12 protein-coding genes and 1 pseudogene are annotated in these 18,613 nt (G+C 70.2%); 12 read left to right on the top strand and 1 reads right to left on the bottom strand.

Going from position 1 to position 18,613, the window contains the following annotated elements:
- The first annotated feature begins 45 nt into the window (after positions 1 to 45).
- The 12 genes from tagH (at position 46) to tagQ (ending at position 17,434) form a co-directional block, all read left to right on the top strand.
- Positions 46 to 1,569, top strand: a complete 1,524-nt coding sequence (gene tagH, locus LE197_RS29285; protein WP_226033787.1) for a type VI secretion system-associated FHA domain protein TagH — start codon at positions 46 to 48, stop codon at positions 1,567 to 1,569.
- A gap of 44 nt (positions 1,570 to 1,613) precedes the next feature.
- Complete coding sequence (gene tssJ / locus LE197_RS29280) at positions 1,614 to 2,078, top strand: type VI secretion system lipoprotein TssJ (protein ID WP_003083660.1); 465 nt, start codon at positions 1,614 to 1,616, stop codon at positions 2,076 to 2,078.
- Between the two features lie 15 nt (positions 2,079 to 2,093).
- On the top strand, positions 2,094 to 3,428 hold the full coding sequence (tssK, locus tag LE197_RS29275) for a type VI secretion system baseplate subunit TssK (RefSeq protein WP_023117262.1): 1,335 nt from the start codon (positions 2,094 to 2,096) through the stop codon (positions 3,426 to 3,428).
- A gap of 6 nt (positions 3,429 to 3,434) precedes the next feature.
- On the top strand, positions 3,435 to 4,784 hold the full coding sequence (locus LE197_RS29270) for a DotU family type VI secretion system protein (RefSeq protein ID WP_003118500.1): 1,350 nt from the start codon (positions 3,435 to 3,437) through the stop codon (positions 4,782 to 4,784).
- On the top strand, positions 4,781 to 8,311 hold the full coding sequence (tssM, locus tag LE197_RS29265) for a type VI secretion system membrane subunit TssM (protein WP_033987790.1): 3,531 nt from the start codon (positions 4,781 to 4,783) through the stop codon (positions 8,309 to 8,311). Before LE197_RS29270 ends, tssM begins: the two co-directional genes overlap by 4 nt.
- On the top strand, positions 8,308 to 8,988 hold the full coding sequence (gene tagF, locus LE197_RS29260) for a type VI secretion system-associated protein TagF (RefSeq protein ID WP_003106966.1): 681 nt from the start codon (positions 8,308 to 8,310) through the stop codon (positions 8,986 to 8,988). Before tssM ends, tagF begins: the two co-directional genes overlap by 4 nt.
- 9 nt (positions 8,989 to 8,997) lie before the next feature.
- Entirely contained in the window at positions 8,998 to 9,726 is a 729-nt protein-coding gene (pppA, locus tag LE197_RS29255) for a serine/threonine phosphatase PppA (protein WP_003106965.1), read from the top strand.
- A 7-nt stretch (positions 9,727 to 9,733) separates the two neighbouring features.
- On the top strand, positions 9,734 to 12,838 hold the full coding sequence (ppkA, locus tag LE197_RS29250; RefSeq protein WP_057386736.1) for a serine/threonine protein kinase PpkA: 3,105 nt from the start codon (positions 9,734 to 9,736) through the stop codon (positions 12,836 to 12,838).
- Positions 12,835 to 13,554 (top strand): type IV secretion associated ABC transporter ATP-binding protein TagT, encoded by a 720-nt coding sequence (gene tagT / locus LE197_RS29245; RefSeq protein ID WP_003114657.1) that lies wholly within the window; start codon positions 12,835 to 12,837, stop codon positions 13,552 to 13,554. The genes ppkA and tagT overlap by 4 nt, the downstream gene beginning before the upstream one ends.
- Entirely contained in the window at positions 13,554 to 14,753 is a 1,200-nt protein-coding gene (tagS, locus tag LE197_RS29240; RefSeq protein WP_003083634.1) for a type IV secretion associated ABC transporter permease TagS, read from the top strand. The genes tagT and tagS overlap by 1 nt, the downstream gene beginning before the upstream one ends.
- On the top strand, positions 14,746 to 16,458 hold the full coding sequence (gene tagR, locus LE197_RS29235) for a type VI secretion system-associated regulator TagR (protein WP_003106615.1): 1,713 nt from the start codon (positions 14,746 to 14,748) through the stop codon (positions 16,456 to 16,458). The genes tagS and tagR overlap by 8 nt, the downstream gene beginning before the upstream one ends.
- A gap of 61 nt (positions 16,459 to 16,519) precedes the next feature.
- Entirely contained in the window at positions 16,520 to 17,434 is a 915-nt protein-coding gene (gene tagQ, locus LE197_RS29230) for a type VI secretion system-associated lipoprotein TagQ (protein ID WP_034004361.1), read from the top strand.
- Between the two features lie 229 nt (positions 17,435 to 17,663).
- On the opposite strand, the pseudogene LE197_RS29225 reads toward tagQ, so the two are convergent.
- Positions 17,664 to 18,497, bottom strand: a pseudogene (locus LE197_RS29225) (PA0069 family radical SAM protein); the annotation flags it as partial.
- Positions 18,498 to 18,613 lie beyond the last annotated feature (116 nt).

Genomic DNA, 18,613 nt, shown 5'->3' with positions numbered 1-18,613 from the left:
GTGAGCGCCTGGAAGAGCCGGGCGCTGGCAATGCAAGGAGTAGCAATGCCGCTGCGATTGACCATCACCAGCTACCACAAGCTGACCCCCGGTCAGTGTTCGGAAAAGGTACTGGACCAGGGACAGCTGACCATCGGTCGGGGCCCGGACAACGACTGGGTCCTGCCGGACCCGGAGCGCCTGGTCTCCAGCCGCCACTGCACCATCCTCAACCGCGACGGGGTGTACTACCTCACCGACACCAGCACCAACGGCGTGCTGCTGGTCAATGCCGGGCACCGCCTGCGCCGCGGCAACAGCGAGCCGCTGCAGGACGGCGAGACCGTCCGCCTCGGCGAATACGACATCCTCGTCCAGCTCGGCCATGACATCGCCCTGCCCGGCAGCGGCAATCCGCAGACCGATCCGTTCACCAGCTTCGACGCCCTGATGAGCCGGCAGGCCGCCGGATCGGCGCCTGCCTTCGCCGAACCGGCGCCCACCCCGCACCCCGCGGTGACGGCGCATTTCCAGGGCGGCTCGCCGCTGGACACCAAGCCCGACCTGTTCGACTTCCTCACCCCGCCGCCGCCCGGCGCGGCGCCGCGTCCGGACCATGTACCGGCCGAACAGCACGACTTCCGCCCGCCGGAACCGGTGATCCCGCCGCCCCCCGCGACCACCCCGGCGCCACCGCCCGCTGGCGGCGCACCGCTGATTCCGGCCGACTGGGACCCGTTCGCCGAACTGCTCGGCAACACGCCCGCGCCAAGCGCCACGCCCGTCGCCCAGCCGCTGCCGACGGCCGAACCGACGCCGCTGGCGATGCCCTTCGCCGACCCAGGGATCACCCAACAGCCACAGCCACAGCCACAGCCACAGCCACAGCCACAGCCACAGCCACAGCCACAGCCACAGCCACAGCCACAGCCACAGCCACAGCCACAGCCAGCCAGCGTGGCGGCGCCGACGCCGCCGGCAAGCGCCGCCGCGACGGCCGGCGGCGACCTGCTGCAAGCGTTCCTGCGCGGCGCCGGCATGACCCAGTTGAAGGTCGACCCGGCCGGCGCCGAAGCGCAGATGGAAGCCATCGGCCGCAGCTATCGCGGCCTGGTGGAAGGACTGGTGGACGTGCTGCGCGCGCGGGCCAGCCTGAAGGGCGAGTTCCGCATGGCGCAGACCATGATCCAGCCGGTGCAGAACAACCCGCTGAAGTTCGCGCCGAACGTCGAAGAAGCCATGCTGCTCCTGCTGCGCCGCGACAACCAGGCGTTCATGGCGCCGGATCGCGCGGTGGCCGACAGCTTCGAAGACCTCAAGGCGCACCAGCTGGCGGTGATGGCCGGCGTGCAGGCCGCCATCCGCCACCTGCTGGCGCGCTTCGAACCGGCCGCGCTGGAAGCCCGCTTCGGCAAGCCGGCCGGGCTTTCCGGCCTGCTGCCGGGGGCCCGCCAGGCACAGAACTGGGACAGTTTCACCGAGCTGTACGCGAAGATCCTGCGCGAGGCGGAGGACGACTTCCAGGAGCTTTTCGGCCGCGAATTCAGCCGCGCCTACGAGGAACACAGCGCTCGACTACGGCGTTCCTGACGCCAACGAACACCAGGAGAAACAACGTCAATGAGGACGACACCATGCAGAAACTGATCGTCGCGCTGTTCGGGCTGCTGCTCGCCGCCTGTTCGTCCAGCCCGCCGGAAACCCCGCCGACCCGGGTGGTGATCTGGCTCCACGCCGCACCGAACCTCAACCCGTCCGCCGCCGGCCAGGCGGCGCCGCTGCGCCTGCGGCTGTACGAGCTGAAGAAAGACACCGCGTTCGGCCGCGCCGACTACTTCGCCCTCACCGACAACGCCCAGTCGACCCTCGGTGGCGACCTGGTGGAGCAGGACGAGTTCCTCCTGCGTCCGGGCGAGGAACGGCGCATCGAACGCACGCTCGACGAGCAGACCCGCCAGCTCGGTTTCGTCGCCGCCTACCGCGACCTCGACCGCGCCACCTGGCGCCAGGTCCTCGACGTGCCGGGGCAACGCACCAGCCATCTCGACATCACGCTCGGCGCGCAGGCCATCGGCATCGTCGCGCGTCCCGCGCCCTGAACCTTCGGAGTCCCTATGTCCTGGAATAACCGCGTGGTGTGGTCCGAAGGCATGTTCCTGCGGCCACAGCATTTCCAGCAGCACGACCGCTACCTGGAAACCCTGGTGGATGGCCGCTGCCGCTCGCTCCTGGCGGGCGGCTGGGGCTTTTCCGAGCTGAAGCTGGACGATGCCCTGCTGACCCAGGGCAAGCTGGCCATCGTCAACGCCCGCGGCGTGCTGCCGGATGGTACGCCGTTCAACATCCCCGCCGACGATCCGGCGCCGGCGCCGCTGAATGTCGAGGAAAGCCTGCGCGATGGCATCGTCTACCTCGGCCTGCCGCTGAAGCGGGTCGGCACCCGCGACACGGTAGAGGAGGGCGAGGCCCTCGGCGGCGCCCGCTACGTCAGCCAGGTGCAGGAAGTGCGCGACGACAATGCCGCCTTCGAGAGCCGCGCCCCGGTGGCCCTGGGCAGCCAGGCGTTCCGCCTGCTGACCGAGCGCGACGGCCTCGGCGAATACGCCGCGGTGGGCGTCGCGCGGGTCCGCGAGAAGCGCGCGGACCAGGCCCTGAGCCTGGACGAGGACTACCTGCCGCCGGTGCTCGACATTGCCGCCGCGCCGCCCCTGGCGTCCTTCGCCAAGGAGCTGCTGGGCCTGCTCCACCAGCGCGGCGAAGCCCTCGCCGGGCGGGTGGTGGCATCCAGCGCCGGGGGCGCCTCGGAAATCGCCGACTTCCTGCTGCTGCAACTGGTCAACCGCGCCGAGGCCCTCACCGGTCACCTGTCCCGCGTGCGCCCGCTGCACCCGCAGGAGCTGTACCGCGAACTGGTGGCCCTGGCCGGCGAGTTCTGCACCTTCACCGCCAGCCAGCGGCGTCCCGAGGAGTACCCGGTGTACAACCACGACGACCTGGCCGCCAGCTTCGCCCCGGTGATGCTCGCCCTGCGCCAGGCGCTGGCGACGGTGATCGACGCCAAGGCGATCGCCATCCCGATCGTCGAGAAGGCCTACGGCGTGCACGTCGCGATGCTCAGCGACCGCAGCCTGATCGACAACGCCAGCTTCGTCCTGGTGGTGCGCGCCGACGTCCCCGGCGAGAGCCTGCGCGGGCACTTCCCGCAGCAGGCCAAGGTCGGCTCGGTGGAGCACATCCGCGACCTGGTCAACCTGCAACTGCCGGGTATCGGCCTGCTGCCGATGCCGGTGGCGCCGCGGCAGATCCCCTACCACGCCGGCTCCACCTATTTCGAACTGGACCGCGGCAGCGCGCATTGGAAGCAGCTGACGCACTCCGGCGGCTTCGCCTTCCACATCGCCGGCCAGTTCCCCGGGCTGAACCTGGCCTTCTGGGCCATTCGAGGATAAGCAACGATGCCTCCCATCGACGATCCCTTCGGCACCCCGGCCGGCGGCGGCAACGGAAGCCCGCCCGACGACCGCACCATGATCATGCCGCGTCCCGGCGGCCGCGCCCCGGAACCGGCCGGCGGCCCCCGCGGCGGCGATCCCTACACGCCGCCGCCGATGGCCAGCCTGGCGCCGCTGAGCGGCCGCGGCGACGGCCTCAACCCGCTGGAGCAGGCCGCCGGCCCACTGCTGGCGATGCTCACCCGCCTGCGCAACACCATCGCCCATCCGGCGCCGGCCAGCCTGCGCGCGCAACTGCTCGGCTACCTGCGCCAGTTCGAGGAGAAGGCACGCCAGGCCGGCGTGGCGCCGGACGAAGTGATGCTGGCGCGCTACGTGCTCTGCACCGCCCTCGACGAAGCGGTGCTCAGCACGCCGTGGGGCAGCACCAGCGACTGGGGCAAGCAGAGCCTGCTGATCACCCTGCACAACGAGGCCTGGGGCGGCGAGAAGGTCTTCCAGTTGCTCGAACACTGCCTGCAGAACCCGCACCAGCGCCTGCACCTGCTGGAGCTGCTGTACCTGTGCACCAGCCTCGGCTTCGAAGGCCGCTACCGGGTCATGCACGACGGCCGCAGCCAACTGGAGGCGCTGCGCGAGCGCACCGCGGCGGTGATCCGCAGCACCCGCGGCGAGTACGAGCACGAACTGTCGCCGCACTGGCGCGGCCTCAGCGTGATGCGCGACCGCCTTTCGCAATACCTGCCGCCGTGGGTCGGTATCGCCATCGGCCTGGCCTTGCTGCTGGCCTTGCTGTTCGGCCTGCGGATGAAGCTGGCCGCCGACGCCGAGCCGGTGTTCAAGCGCATCCACGCCATCGGCGAGATCCCGGTGCAGGCCATCGACCGCCCGGCGGTGCAGCCGCGGGTGATCGAGCGGCCACGCCTGGCGCGCTTCCTCGCCGACGACATCAAGGCCCAGCGAGTGGCGGTGGAGGACGCCGTCGACCGCTCGGTGGTGACCATCCGCGGCGACGAGCTGTTCGCCAGCGCCAGCGCCAGCGTGCGCGACGAGTTCCAGCCGCTGCTGCTGCGCATCGCCGACGCCCTGCGCAAGGTCAAGGGCCAGGTGCTGGTCACCGGCCATAGCGACAACCGGCCGATCGCCACGCTGCGCTACCCGTCCAACTGGAAACTGTCCCAGGCCCGCGCCCAGGAGGTCGCCGACCTGCTCGGCGCGACCACCGGCGACGCCGGCCGCTTCACCGCCGAAGGGCGCAGCGACACCGAGCCGGTGGCGAGCAACGCCAGCGCCGAAGGCCGCGCACGCAACCGCCGGGTGGAAATCACCGTATTCGCGGAGGGCGCGCAATGAAAGGCTTCCTCAACTTCTTCGCGCGCTGGGTGGTGCCGGTGCTCGGCCTGCTCGCCCTGAGCCTGATCATCTGGTTCCTCGGCCCGCTGCTGCGCCTGGGCAACTACGAACCGTTGGCCTCGGCGACCAGCCGCTGGGTGCTGATCGTCCTGCTGTTCCTGGTCTGGATCGGCTTCCGCGTGCTGCGCATCGTGCAGGCCCGGCGCAACGCGGCGAAGGTCATGCAGAGTCTCGCCGAGGTCAGCGCGCCGGACGCCGCCAGCGTCGCCACCGCCGAAGAGCTGGCGACCCTCAAGCAACGCATGGACGAGGCCCTGGCCCTGCTCAAGCGGGCCAAGCTGGGCGGCAGCGAGCGGCGCAACCTGTACGAGTTGCCCTGGTACGTGATCATCGGCCCGCCCGGTTCGGGCAAGACCACCGCGCTGATGAATTCCGGCCTGGACTTCCCGCTCGCCGCACAGATGGGCGCCGGGGCGATCCGCGGGGTCGGCGGCACGCGCAACTGCGACTGGTGGTTCACCGACGAAGCGGTGCTGCTGGACACCGCCGGCCGCTATACCACCCAGGACAGCCACGCCCAGGTGGACAAGGCCGCCTGGCTGGGCTTCCTCGACCTGCTCAAGACCCAGCGCAAGCGCCGCCCCATCGATGGCGCGTTCATCGCCATCAGCCTTTCCGACCTGCTGCTGGGCAGCGACGCCGAGCGCGCCGCCCATGCCCAGGCGATCCGCGCACGCATCCAGGAGCTGTACCAGCAGCTCGGGGTGCGCTTCCCGATCTACGTGATGCTGACCAAGTTCGACCTGGTGCCGGGCTTCATGGAGTTCTTCGACAGCCTGAACCGCGAGGAACGCGCGCAGGTCTGGGGGATGACCTTCGCCCTCGACGACGGCAAGAGCGCGGAAGGCCCGCTGGCGGTGTTCGACAGCGAATTCGCCCTGCTCGAACAGCGTCTCACCGCGCGCCTGGTGGAACGCCTGCAGCAGGAGCGCGACCCGGCGCGGCGCGACCTGGTCTACGGCTTCCCGCAGCAATTCGCCGCCCTGCGCGAATGCCTCGGCGAGTTCCTCAACGGCGTGTTCAAGCCCAACCCCTACGAGGAACGCCCGCTGTTGCGCGGCCTGTACTTCACCAGCGGAACCCAGGAAGGCAGTCCGATCGACCGCCTGATCGGCAGCATGGCGCAGTCGATGAACCTCGACCGCCAGCACCTGGCGCGGCAGACCGGAACCGGGCGCAGCTACTTCATCGAGCGGCTGTTCCGCGAAGTGGCGTTCGGCGAACGCGGCCTGGTCGGCACCAACCCGAAGGTCGAGCGCCGCCGCAAGTGGCTGACCATCGGCGCGCTGAGCGCCACCGCGCTGGTGGTGCTGGCGGTGACGGCGGTATGGATCGCCAGCTACCGCGCCAACCAGAGCTACATCGCCGCGGTCGACCAGCGCGTCGACCCGCTGGCGCGCGGCATCGAGTCGCTGAGCCCGGCCCAGCGCGACGTCCTGGCCGTACTGCCACAGCTCAACGCGGTGCAGAATCTCGCCGGCGACGCGCCGAGCTGGGCCGAAGGCTACGGGCTGTACCAGGGCGACATGCTCGGCGAGGAGTCCGCCAGCGTCTACCGCAAGCTGCTGATCGCGGTGTTCGCCCCGCGCCTGGTGACCCGCATCGAGGAACAGTTGCGCTCCGGCGGCAGCAGCGATTTCCTCTACGAGGGCCTGAAGGCCTACCTGATGCTCGGCAGCCCGGACCATTACGACGCCGACTTCATCAAGGCCTGGATCAGCCTCGACTGGGAACGCAACCTGCCGCGCGACCTCTCGCCGGAACAGCGCCAGGCGCTGCACGCGCACCTCGACGCGTTGCTCGAACGACGGCCGCCGTCGGCGCGCCTGGACCAGGACCTGGTCGAGGACCTGCGCCGCCAGTTGCAGCAACTGCCGGTGGCGCAGCGGGTCTACGACCGGGTCAAGCGGCAGAGGCTGCCCAAGGACGTGCCCGACTTCCGCATCAGCGACGCCGCCGGCCGCGACGCGCCGCTGGTGTTCGCGCGCAAGAGCGGCAAGCCGCTCACCGACCCGCTCAGCGGCTTCTTCACCTACCGCGGCTATCGCGAGGTGTTCCTCACCGCCAGCCTCAGCCAGGCCGGCACCATCGCCGAGGAACAGTGGGTGCTCGGGCGCGACCTGAACGATGCCGGCGACGCCGCCAACCTGGCCCTCGACGTGCGTCGCCTGTATTTCCAGGACTACCTGCGGCAGTGGGACGACCTGCTCGCCGACCTCACCGTGGTGCCGATCACCAATGTCACCCAGGCCGCCGACGTGCTGCGCATTCTCTCCGGACCGACGTCGCCGTTCCGCAAGCTGCTCGAGGCGGTGGCCCGCGAGACCGACCTGCAGAAGGGCGACCGGCTGGTCGCCGCGCAAGTGAAGAAGGCCGCCGACGGCACCGTGGACAAGCTCAAGCAGCGCCTCGGCTCGCTGGTCGGCCAGGAGGAAGAGGGCGCCCGCGAACAGCCGCGGCAGGTCGACAGCGACCCGATCAGCGCCCACTTCGCCGAACTCAACAGCCTGGTCAGCAAGGGCGAGGGTGGCAACGAGCCGGCGCCGATCGACAGCCTGCTGGAGGACATGAACGCGCTCTACGTACAGGTCAGCGCCATGGCCGGAGCCAGCGGCGACTCGCTGCTCGGCGACGCCAAGAACCAGGTGGCCGCCGCCGCCTCGCGCGTGGCCCTCAGCGCCGAGCGCCAGCCGCCGGTGGTCCAGGGCCTGGTGAAGAACGTGGTCAACTCCACCACCAGCAGCATGATGGGCAGCGTGCGCAACCAGCTCAACGCGGCCTGGATCAGCGACGTGGTCAGCGTCTACCGGCAATCCCTGGCCGGGCGCTACCCGATCGCCGCCGGCAGTTCGCGCGACGCCACCCTGGAAGACTTCGGCCACTTCTTCGGTGCCGGCGGGGTGATGGACAGCTACTTCCGCCAGTACCTGCAACCCTACGTCGACACCTCCGCCAGCACCTGGCGCTGGCAGCCCGGCGCGGCGCAGAAGCTCGGCATCAACCCCGGCGTGCTGCACACTTTCCAGCGCGCAGCGGCGATCCGCGACGCCTTCTTCCGCTCCGGCGGCATGCAACCGACGGTGCGCTTCGAGCTCAAGCCGGTGACCATGGACGCGGCGATCAGCCAGTTCATCCTCGACCTCGACGGCCAGCAGCTGACCTACGACCACGGCCCCGCCCGCCCGGTGGCGATGCAGTGGCCGAGCGCCAACGGCCTCGGCGTGGTCCGCCTGACCGTGACGCCGCCGCCCAGCAGCGGCCGTTCCGGCCTGACCCTGGAAGGCCCCTGGGCCTGGTTCCGCCTGCTCGACCAGTCGGACCTGGAACGCGGCAACTCGCCGGACCGCTTCACCCTGCGGCTGCGCATCGACGGCTCCAGCATCGCCTGCGAGCTGCGCGCCAGCAGCGCCTTCAACCCCTTCAAGAGCCGGGTCGTGTCCGGCTTCAGCCTCCCGGAGCGCCTTTGAACAGCGTCGGTTTCTACGGCAAGCTGGCCGGCCGCGGCGATTTCGTCAGCCGCGGCCTGCCGAACACCTTCGTCGAACCCTGGGACGCCTGGCTGGCCAGCGGCATGCGCGCCAGCCAGGACGAGCTCGGCGCGGCCTGGCTCGACGCCTACCTGACCAGCCCGCTGTGGCGCTTCGCCATCGCCCCCGGCCTGCTCGGCGGCGAAGCGGTGACCGGAGTGGTGATGCCGAGCATCGACCGGGTCGGTCGCTATTTCCCGCTGACCGTCGCCTGCCTGCTACCGGCGAACGCCGACCTCGGCGGGCTGGTCGGCGGCGACGACGGCTGGTTCGAACAGGTCGAGAGCCTGCTGCTCTCCACCCTCGAACCGGAGGCCGAGGTCGAGGCCTTCGAGCAGGCGGTGGCGCAGCTCCCGGCACCGCCCTGCGGACCGCGCATCGAACAATCGCTGATCAGCGGCAACCTGCTGCGCAGCGAAGCGGTGACCCCGGCGCAGCGCCTCGCCGCGCTGGCCCAGCACGCCTGCGACGGCGCCAGCCACTGGTGGGGACGCGGCTCGGCACGGATCTCCGCCGGCCTGATGCGCTACCAGGGCCTGCCGCCGGCGCCGGCGTTCGGACGATTCCTCACCGGAGAGGGCGAGGTGATCCCGCTCTTTCCCGGCATACCCGGTTAAGGACAACTGATGGTGCCCAACTCAGTCAGCTACTACAGGTCGGCCAGCTACAGCCACGTCGGCATGGTCCGCAAGGTCAACGAAGACGCCAGTCTCGACGCCCCCGAGGCGGGACTCTGGGTGGTCGCCGACGGCATGGGCGGCCACGCCGCCGGCGACTTCGTCAGCAGCCTGATCGTCGATACCCTGCGGCGCATCCCGGCGGCCTCCTCGCTACCGGCCTATGTCGGCGCGTTGCGCACCGGCCTCGCCCAGGTCAACGAGCGGGTTCGCCAGGAGGCCGGCCTGCGTGGCGTCAGCGTGATGGGCAGCACCCTGGTACTGCTCGCCGCGCGCGGCAACCAGGCGAGCTGCCTGTGGGCCGGCGACAGCCGCCTGTACCGCCTGCGCGGCGGCGTGCTGGAAGCCATCTCGCGGGACCACAGCTACGTCCAGGAGCTGCTCGACAACGCATTGATCAGCGAGGAAGAGGCGCGCCACCATCCGCGCGCCAACGTGGTCACCCGCGCGGTCGGCGTGCACGAGCAACTGGAACTGTCGGAAGCCGCGCTGCACGTGCTGCCCGGCGACAGCTTCCTGCTCTGCAGCGACGGCCTCAACAAGACCGCCGACGACAGCGAACTGCGCGACGTGCTCAGCCACAGCGATCCCTATGCGGTGGTCCGCAGCCTGGTCCACCTGGGCCTGACCCGCGGCGCCCCGGACAACATCACGGCCCTGGTGGTCAGGGCCTTCTGAGACGGACATGGACATAGAACTTCCGGGATTCGACATCGAACGCGAGCTGGGCGAAGGCGCCATGGCCACGGTCTACCTGGCCACCCAGCGCTCGCTGCAGCGCAAGGTGGCGCTGAAGGTGATGGCCGCGGCGCTGGCCGCCGACCCGAGCTTCGCCGAACGCTTCCTGCGCGAAGGTCGGACCCTGGCGCGGCTGTCGCACCCGAACACGGTGACCATCCACGACATCGGCAACGTCGGCAGTTGCTACTACATGGCCATGGAATACCTGCCCAACGGCACGCTCAAGGAGCGCATCCAGCAGGGCCTCGATCCCGAGCTGGGCCTGGTCTACGTACGGCAGGTGGCCGCCGCGCTCGGCTACGCGCACTCCCAGGGCCTGGTGCATCGAGACGTGAAGCCGGCCAATATCCTGTTCCGCGCCGACGGCACCGCGGTGCTCTCGGACTTCGGCATCGCCAAGTCGATCGAGGACAATACCCAGTTCACCCAGGTCGGCTTCGCCGTCGGCACCCCCAGCTACATGAGCCCGGAGCAGGCCCGCGGGCAGGAGATCGACGGCCGCGCCGACCTCTACGCGCTGGGCGTGGTGCTCTACGAGATCCTCACCGGCAAGCTGCCCTACAACGGCAAGGATTCGCTCTCCACCGCCCTGGCCCACCTCACCGAGCCGCTACCGGAACTGCCGATCGAGCAGGGCCGCTACCAGGACATCCTGCGCCAGTTGCTGGCCAAGGACCCGGCCGAGCGCTTCCCCACCGCCGGCGCGCTGATCGCCGCCCTCGACCGCCTGGCGCCGAGCGCCCTGGAAGCCACCCAGATCCGTCCGCTGGCGACGCCGCAGGGCTCGCCGCGAGCGAGCAACCCGCCGCCTGCCGAACCCGCGCCCATGCCGCCCGCCGACCTCGGCGGCCTGCAACCGGTATCGATCCAGTTGCCGCCGGTCACGCCCAGCGCCGGCGGCGCCACGCCGCCCCCGCCCCCGCCTCCGCCATCGCAAGCGGCGAAACCGCCATCGCCCCCGCCGCCTCCGCTGCCACCGGCGAAGCCGCGTGCCGGCGGCAGCCGCACGCCGCTGATCGCCGCCGCCGCGGCCGCCGTGCTCCTGGCGATCGGCGGCGGCGCCTGGTGGCTGCTGGGCTCGGACGACGCGCCGAGCGCTGCCGATCCAGCGCCGCTGGGACAGACGCCGGCGGACAAGCCGCAGCAGCAGACCCCGGTGGCCGATGCCGAACAGGACGGCGGCGAGCGTCCGCTGCTGATGCCAGGCAAGAAGACCCTGTTCCAGCGCGTCCTGACCAAACCCGGCGCGGCCATCTCCGCCGAGGCTGGCGGCCCGCCCCGGGCCGGCGCGGTGCCGGCCTTCTCGGTGCTCTACGTGTACGCCCGCAAGCAGGTCGGCGGCAGCCCCTGGCTGCGCGTCGGCGCCTCCAGCAACGGCGAGGGCGACGGCTGGCTGCCGGCCAGCGCGGTGAGCGACTGGAAGCAGAGCCTGGTGCTGAAGTTCACCGAACGCTCCGGCCGCGCGCCGGTGATGTTCCTCAACAGCGCCGAGCAGGTCGAGCGCCTGCTCGGCGATACCCGCGCAGCGCGCGACACCCTGACCCAGGCGGTGGACCACAAAGGCGATCCGCAGGTGGTCGCGGTCGAGCCCAACGACCGGGCGATCCCCCAGGACCAGTTCTACCTGCTGCCGATCTTCGACTCGAAGGAAAGCTTCGACGCCGACGGCCAGCCGGCGCAGTTGCTGGAGGTCGCCTCGATCGACCCCGGCGGCAGCGCCGCGGCACCCCAGGCGCCGGGCCAGGCCGGGCAGGGCGGCGCCAGCGGCGCGGCGAGCGACACCTTCCGCACCGGCATCGTCCTGGTGGTGGACACCTCGGTGTCGATGCAGCCCTACATCGACCGCGTGCGCGAGGTGATCGACGGCCTGCAGCGGCAGATCGGCGAGCGCGGCGACCTGGACAAGGTCAGCTTCGGCCTGGTCGGCTTCCGCAACAACACCGACAAGACCCCCGGCCTGGAATACGTCAGCAAGACCCTGGTGCCGCTGCAACCGGGCAACGACGCGCAGCGCTTCGCCGAGTTGAGCAGCCAGGTGCGCGCCACCGACGTCTCCAGCCACTCGTTCAACGAAGACGCCTTCGCCGGGATCATGCAGGCGGTCGACGAAATGGACTGGTCGCCCTACGCCGGGCGCGTGGTGCTGCTGGTCACCGACGCCGGCGCGCTGCGCAAGAACGACCCGCTCGGGCGCACCCAGATGAACGAGGCCGAGGTCCGCCAGGCGGCGCTGCGCAAGGGCGTGAAGATCTATGCCCTGCACCTGCGCACCCCGGCCGGGAAGAACAACCACGGCTACGCCGAGCAGCAGTACCGCAGCCTCACCGCCGACGCCAACCCGAAGATCGCCGACCTCTACATCCCGGTGGCCGGCGGCGAGGTGAACGCCTTCGGCAACACGGTGAAGGAGATCGGCACGGTGTTCGCCGACCTGGTCCACGACGCCGGCAACCGCAAGCCGCAGGCGCCGCGCTTCGACGCCGCGCCAAGCGTGGCGAGCAAGTCGGCGGCCATCGGCTACGCCATGCAGATGGAATTCCTCGGTCGCCGCGACCCGGTGCGCGCGCCGCAGGTCGTCACCGCCTGGACCGCCGACCGTGACCTGACCAACCCGGCGCTGCCGGCGTTCCAGGTCTGCGTGCTGCTGAGCAAGCTGCAACTCAACGAACTGCAACAGTCGCTGAAACTGATCGTCGACGCGGCCAAGCGCACCCAGACCTCGCCCAAGGACTTCTTCCAGGAAATCGCCAGCGCCAGCGCCTACATGAGCCGCGACCCGGCGCAACTGGTGAAGGGCAGCAACCTGGCACAGAGCGGCGTGCTCGGCGAATACCTGGAAGGCCTGCCGTACCGCAGCAAGTCGCTGAACATGACCCAGGACCTCTGGCTGTCGCTGAGCGTCGCCGAACAGCAGGACTTCATCGACGAACTGGAGTCGAAGATCCGCCTCTACGAAACCTTCCACAACGACGTCGCCAACTGGGTCCGGTTCGGCGACGCCGACGCCGGCGACGCGCTGTACCGCGTGCCGCTGTCGACGCTGCCATGATCCTGCGCCTGCACGAGGTCGCCCGCAGCCACGGCGCCGGTCGCCAGCGCTACCGCCTGCGGGTGCCGGCGCTGGAATTGCGCGCGGGTCGCCAGCTGGCCATCGTCGGCCCCAGCGGCTGCGGCAAGAGCACCCTGCTCGACCTGCTGGCGCTGGCCCTGGCGCCGGACCCGGGCGGGCGCTTCGAATTCCTCGCCGGGGAACGCCCGCAGGACATCGCCGCGCTCTGGCGCGACGGCCGCCAGGACCGCTTGGCGGCGCTGCGCCGGCAGCACTGCGGCTACGTGCTGCAAAGCGGCGGGTTGCTCGAGTTCCTCGATGTGCGGCGCAACATCGGACTGCCCTGCGCGTTGCTCGGCGCCCCATCCGCCGAGCGCGTACAGGCGCTGGCCGAGCGGCTGGAAATCGGCGACCAGCTGGACAAGAAACCGGCGGCGCTGTCGGTCGGCCAGCGCCAGCGGGTCGCCATCGCCCGCGCCCTGGCGCATGCGCCGCGCCTGTTGCTGGCCGACGAGCCGACCGCGGCGCTCGACCCGCTGAACGCCGAACGGGTGATGCGCCTGCTGGTGGAGCAGGCCCGCGAGCGCGGCGCCTGCACCGTGGTCGCCACCCACGACGAGCGCCTGGCTCGCGCCGCCGGCCTGGAAGTCCTGGCCATCCGCTGGCAACGCGAGGCCGACGACAGCGTCGGCGCCTGCCTCGAGGAAGTTGGCTGATGCGCGCCGGCCTGCTGCTCTCGCTGGCCTGGGCCGACTATCGCGGCGAGGCGCGCCTGTCGCTCTGCGCGATCTTCGCCCTGGCGGCGGTGATCACCCCGCTGCTGGTGCTGTTCGGCCTCAAGTACGGCCTGGTCAGCACCCTCACCGAGCGGCTGGAGCGCGCGCCTTCGGTGCGCGAGATCATTCCGGTCGGCGGCGCCCGCTACCGTGCCGAGGACATCGCCGCCCTGGCCGCACGCGCGGACGTCGCCTTCGCCGTGCCGCGCACCCGGCAGATCGCCGCCACCGCCGACCTCAGCGGCGGCGGCGAGACCGCCCTGAGCGTCGAGATGATTCCCAGCGCCGCCGGCGACCCGCTGCTGGCCGGCCTGCCGCAACCCGACCGGCCGACCCGCGTGGTGCTCAGCCACGGCGCCGCGGAAAAACTCGGCGCCCAGCCTGGCGAGCGCATCGTCGCGCGCATCGGCCGGCGCATGGATGGCCAGGCACAGAGCCAGCGCCTGGAGCTGGAAGTGCTCGCGGTGCTGCCGCAGGAGCGTTTCGCCCGCGACGCGCTGTTCGCCCCGCTGGCCCTGCTGGAAGCCGCCGAGGACTATCGCGACGGTCGCGCGGTGGCCGCCTACGGCTGGCCGGGGAAGGCCGGCGAGACCCCGCGCGCACGCATCTACCCGGGCTTCCGCCTGTACGCCCGAGACCTCGATGCGGTGGAAGGGCTGCGCCGGCACTTCGTCGCGAGTGGCGTGGAAGTCGCCACCCAGGCCGAGGCCATCGCCCAGGTGCGCAGCCTCAGCCGCAACCTCGGCCTGGTGTTCTGGATCGTCGCCGCGCTGGCCATCGGCGGTGCCTTCGCCGCCATCGCCGCCAGCAGCCTGGCCGCCGTCGAACGCAAGCGCCGCGCCCTGGCGGTGCTACGTCTGCTGGGCTTCCCGACCGCCGCGCTGGTCGGCTTCGTCATGCTCCTGGCGCTGTTCAGCGCCGTCTTCGGCCTGTTCCTCGCCGGGCTGCTGTACGCCGCCACGGCCGGCGCGCTGAACCACCTGTTCGACAACCAGAGCGGCGAGTTCGTCTGCCGCCTGCTGCCCAGCCACTACCTGACGGCGCTGCTCGCCACGCTGCTGTGCAGCGTCCTGGCCGCCGCCAGCGGCGGCTGGCGCGCGGCGCGGATCGAAGCCGCAGAGGGATTACGCGATGTTTGAGAAAGCCATTCTTCCGCTCGCCCTCGGCGCCTGCCTGGCATTTGCCGCGCCGGCCTGGGCCGAAGGCGACTCGCCGGACAATCCCAAGCCGCTGGCCGACGACGTCGCCCTGCCGCTGCCGTGTGGCGGCGAGATGGTCTTCCGGCATGTCTACGTACTCGCCGAAGGCGCCCTCGACGATCGCGAGGTCAACCTCGGCTACGCCTTCAACGAAGGCGAGGCGGGCTACCAGCAGTCGTTCATCTCCGGCTACCGGCGCGACTACGTGAACGGCCAGTTCAGCCTCGCCGACCTGGCACCGGCCTGGCAGCAGAAGCTCTCCGCCAGCCTGCCGAAGCCTGCCGCCGGCACCCCGCTGAAGCCGATGCTGTACTTCATCGGCAAGTACGAGGTGACCGCCCGCCAGTACGCCGCGGTGATGAGCCAGGCGGCCGCGCTCTCCGGCCAGGGCGAGGCGCCGGCCTGCGACGTGCCGGACGGGATGGCCGCGCGGCTGCCCAAGGTCAACCTCTCGCGCTTCGACGCCGAACGCTTCGGCGCGGTGTACAGCGCCTGGCTGCTGAAGAACCACCCGGAACTGCTGCCGGTCAGCGGCCGCGGCAAGAATCCCGAGGACGGCGGCATCGGCTTCGTCCGCCTGCCCACCGAGGTCGAGTGGGAGTTCGCCGCGCGCGGCGGCCAGGCGGTAAGCCGCCAGGAACTGGAAGGCCGGCTGTTCCCGCGCAAGGTCGAGGGCAGCGACCAGGAAGGCCCGCTGGGCGACTGGGCGGTGTACAACCAGGTCGCCGGCGGCACCGGGCAGGCCGCGCGACTGTTGCCGGTAGGGATGAAGCGGCCGAACCCGCTGGGCCTGTTCGACGTGATCGGCAATGCCGCGGAGATGGTCCAGGAGTCCTTCCAACTGGTCCACGCCGGTCGCCGGCAGGGCACATATGGCGGTTTCGTGGTGAAGGGCGGGAACTATCTCGAAGGCGAGATGACTCTATTCACCGGGATGCGCCGCGAATACCCGCTGTTCGCCGCCGACGGCAGCGAACAGCGCAACGAGACCACCGGTTTCCGCGTCGCCATCGGCGCGCTGTCCGCGCCGCGCTCGCGCTATCCCGAGCTGTTCGCCCAATGGCAGAAGGAAGGCCGACTAGCGGCATTGACCGATGCCATCGATGACGCTCAAGATCCCACCAAGCAATTGGACGGAATCATTGCCGCCACCCGCGACCCGCAGATGCAGGCGCAGTTGGCCCAGATAAACGAGGAGCTCAAGCGTAACGTTTCGTTGATCGCCCGGCAGCGCGAAGAGGCCGCCGGAAACCTGATACAGTCGGCGGCACTGGTCGCCGAGACGATCAACAACTACAACATACGCCTGACCAACCTCAAGAAGGACAGGGAGAAAGCCGTGGCAGCCAGGGATCAGGCGACCGCCCAGCTCTATGCCGGCGCCATCGCCAACGGGCGCAGCGCCCTCGATGGCGCATTGGCCATCTACATCGACAACCTCGCCACCGGCACCCGTTACACCGACGCGGTGATCCAGGCGCAGTTCCAGCGCATCCAGGAAGAACTCAATCGCAACCCGGTTCTGGGCAAGAGCCTGGTCAAGCGCGCGACCCTGTTCGTCAAACACGTCGGAGATTATCGCCAGCAGCACCGGGCCGAGCCGGAGGCGGTATTGAAGGAATTGCTCGCGTCCAGCGGGCGTTGAAGGAGTTCCGTCCGGCCCCTCTCGGCAGCCGGGCGGTTCATCAAACCAGGAGTGAGATGCAATGAGCCAACCCAGCGAAAACTGTTTGATCACCTCGGCGCGCTACGCGCTCTGCCTGTTGACCGCCAGCGGCGTGCTGCTCAGCGGCTGCGCCAGCAGCGGCGTCGGCTCGGTCGCCCAGACCACCCGCGCGGAATACTACCCGTCCTGCTACGAGCCGGTGTCGCACCTGCGCAGCACCGATAACGCAGTGCGCAATTCGGCCATCACCGGCGCCATTACCGGCGGCCTCCTGGGCGGCCTGGCCGGCGGCCTGGCCAGCGACGAGAACCGCGGCCGCAATGCCGCCCTCGCTGCCGCAGGCGGCGCCCTGGCCGGCGGCGCGGCGGGCTACTACATGGAGAAGCAGAAGCAGATCAGCGATGACCGCGCGCGCATCGGCTCCTACGGTACCGACGTCGACCGCAGCACCGTCGAGATCAACCGTAGCGTGGCCTACGCCAAGTCGGCGCAAAGCTGCTACCAGAGCCAGTTCAAGGCTCTGCTCGACGGTCGCAAGAACAAGTCGATCAACGAAGCCGAAGGGCGCAAGCGCCTGGCCGAGATCGTCAGCGGCCTGCAGGAGACCAACGCCTTGCTGGTCGCCGCCAACGGCCGTGCCGGCGAGAACATCAGCAACTACACCCAGGCCTACGAGAAAGACCTGCAGCAGGTCGGCGTACCGCGCGCCGAGGTGACCAAGGTCGCCGAGGCCGAGAACCGCGCCAGCACTACGAAAGGCGGCAGCAAGCCCAAGACCGGCAGCAATCCCAAGGTGCCGAAGGAAGCGGTCGCCACCGAGCAGACCATCCGCAAGGCCCAGGACGCGCAAAGCGAAGGCAACAAGGTGGCCTCCCAGGGCCAGGGCATGATCCGGGAAGTCTGCAACAGCCCGGACATGGGCGACTGGGCGCCGCCGAGCTGCGCCAAGGCCTGATCGGCCTCGTTACCGGCACGAACGCGACGGCGACCTTCGGGTCGCCGTTTCGTTGAGGGGGCTGGCGCGCTGACCCGACCGGCCTGAAGGTCGAGCGTTCGCCGGGACGGCTGCTTCCGACGTTTCCGGCTTCCCGGCGGCAGCGGTTCTTCCCGCAGGGCGGATATCGCCACCGGCACGCTCCGCCGCTACTCCGCCCTATACGAAATGCTGCACCGCGGGGAAAACGCTAGAACAACGCCATCTGCGCCCCCGGCACGGCGAACCGGCTGCAATCCAGCCCGAAGCCCTCGCGGCGGTCCAGCCCGAGGCGCTTCATCGCCACCGCGAAACGCTGCGCCAGCAGGTCGGCGAACGGTCCCTGGCCACGAAAGCGGTGGCCGAAGCGGCTGTCGTAGACCTCGCCGCCACGGCATTGGCGGACCAGGCTCATCACATGCTCGGCGCGTTGCGGGTAGTGCGCCGCCAGCCATTCCTCGAACAGCGGGCCGACTTCGCGCGGCAGGCGCAGGAGCATGTACGCGGCGCTGCGCGCGCCGGCGTCCCGCGCCGCCTGGAGCAGGCGCTCCAGCTCCATGTCGTTGACCATCGGGATCATCGGCGAGCAGAGCACGCCCACCGGGATGCCGTTGCCGCTGAGCGTGCGGATCGCCCGCAGTCGCGCCGAGGGCGCCGCCGCGCGCGGTTCGAGAATGCGCTTCAGCTCGTCGTCGAGGGTGGTCAGGCTGATCATCACCGCCACCAGGTTCTGCTCCGCCAGTTCGCGCAGCAGGTCGAGGTCGCGAAGGATCAGCGAGCCCTTGGTGACGATGGTCAGCGGGTGACGGAAGCGCAGCAGCACCTCCAGCACCTGGCGGGTCAGGCGGCGTTCGCGCTCCAGCGGCTGGTAGGGGTCGGTATTGGCGCCCAGGTTGATCGGCGCGCAGCGATAGCCGGGCTTGCTCAGTTCCTGCTCCAGCGCGCTGGCGACGTTGCTCTTGGCGATCAGCCGGGTCTCGAAATCGATCCCCGGCGAGAGGTCCCAATAGGCATGGCTGGGCCGCGCATAGCAGTAGATGCAGCCCGTGCTTATCCATTAAGTCAACCCCTAGACACCGATGTGTGAAGGTATCACCAGGGAGAGGTAGAAATACCGGGTCTAACAGACATGAATCGCATCCGCGGCGTGACCTAGGGCCA

Origin of the sequence: Pseudomonas sp. PS1(2021) (assembly GCF_020405165.1) — a bacterium.
GTDB lineage: Bacteria > Pseudomonadota > Gammaproteobacteria > Pseudomonadales > Pseudomonadaceae > Pseudomonas > Pseudomonas aeruginosa.
The sequence above is the reverse complement of the archived record's forward strand: the minus strand, read 5'-3'. Positions and strand labels throughout refer to the sequence as shown.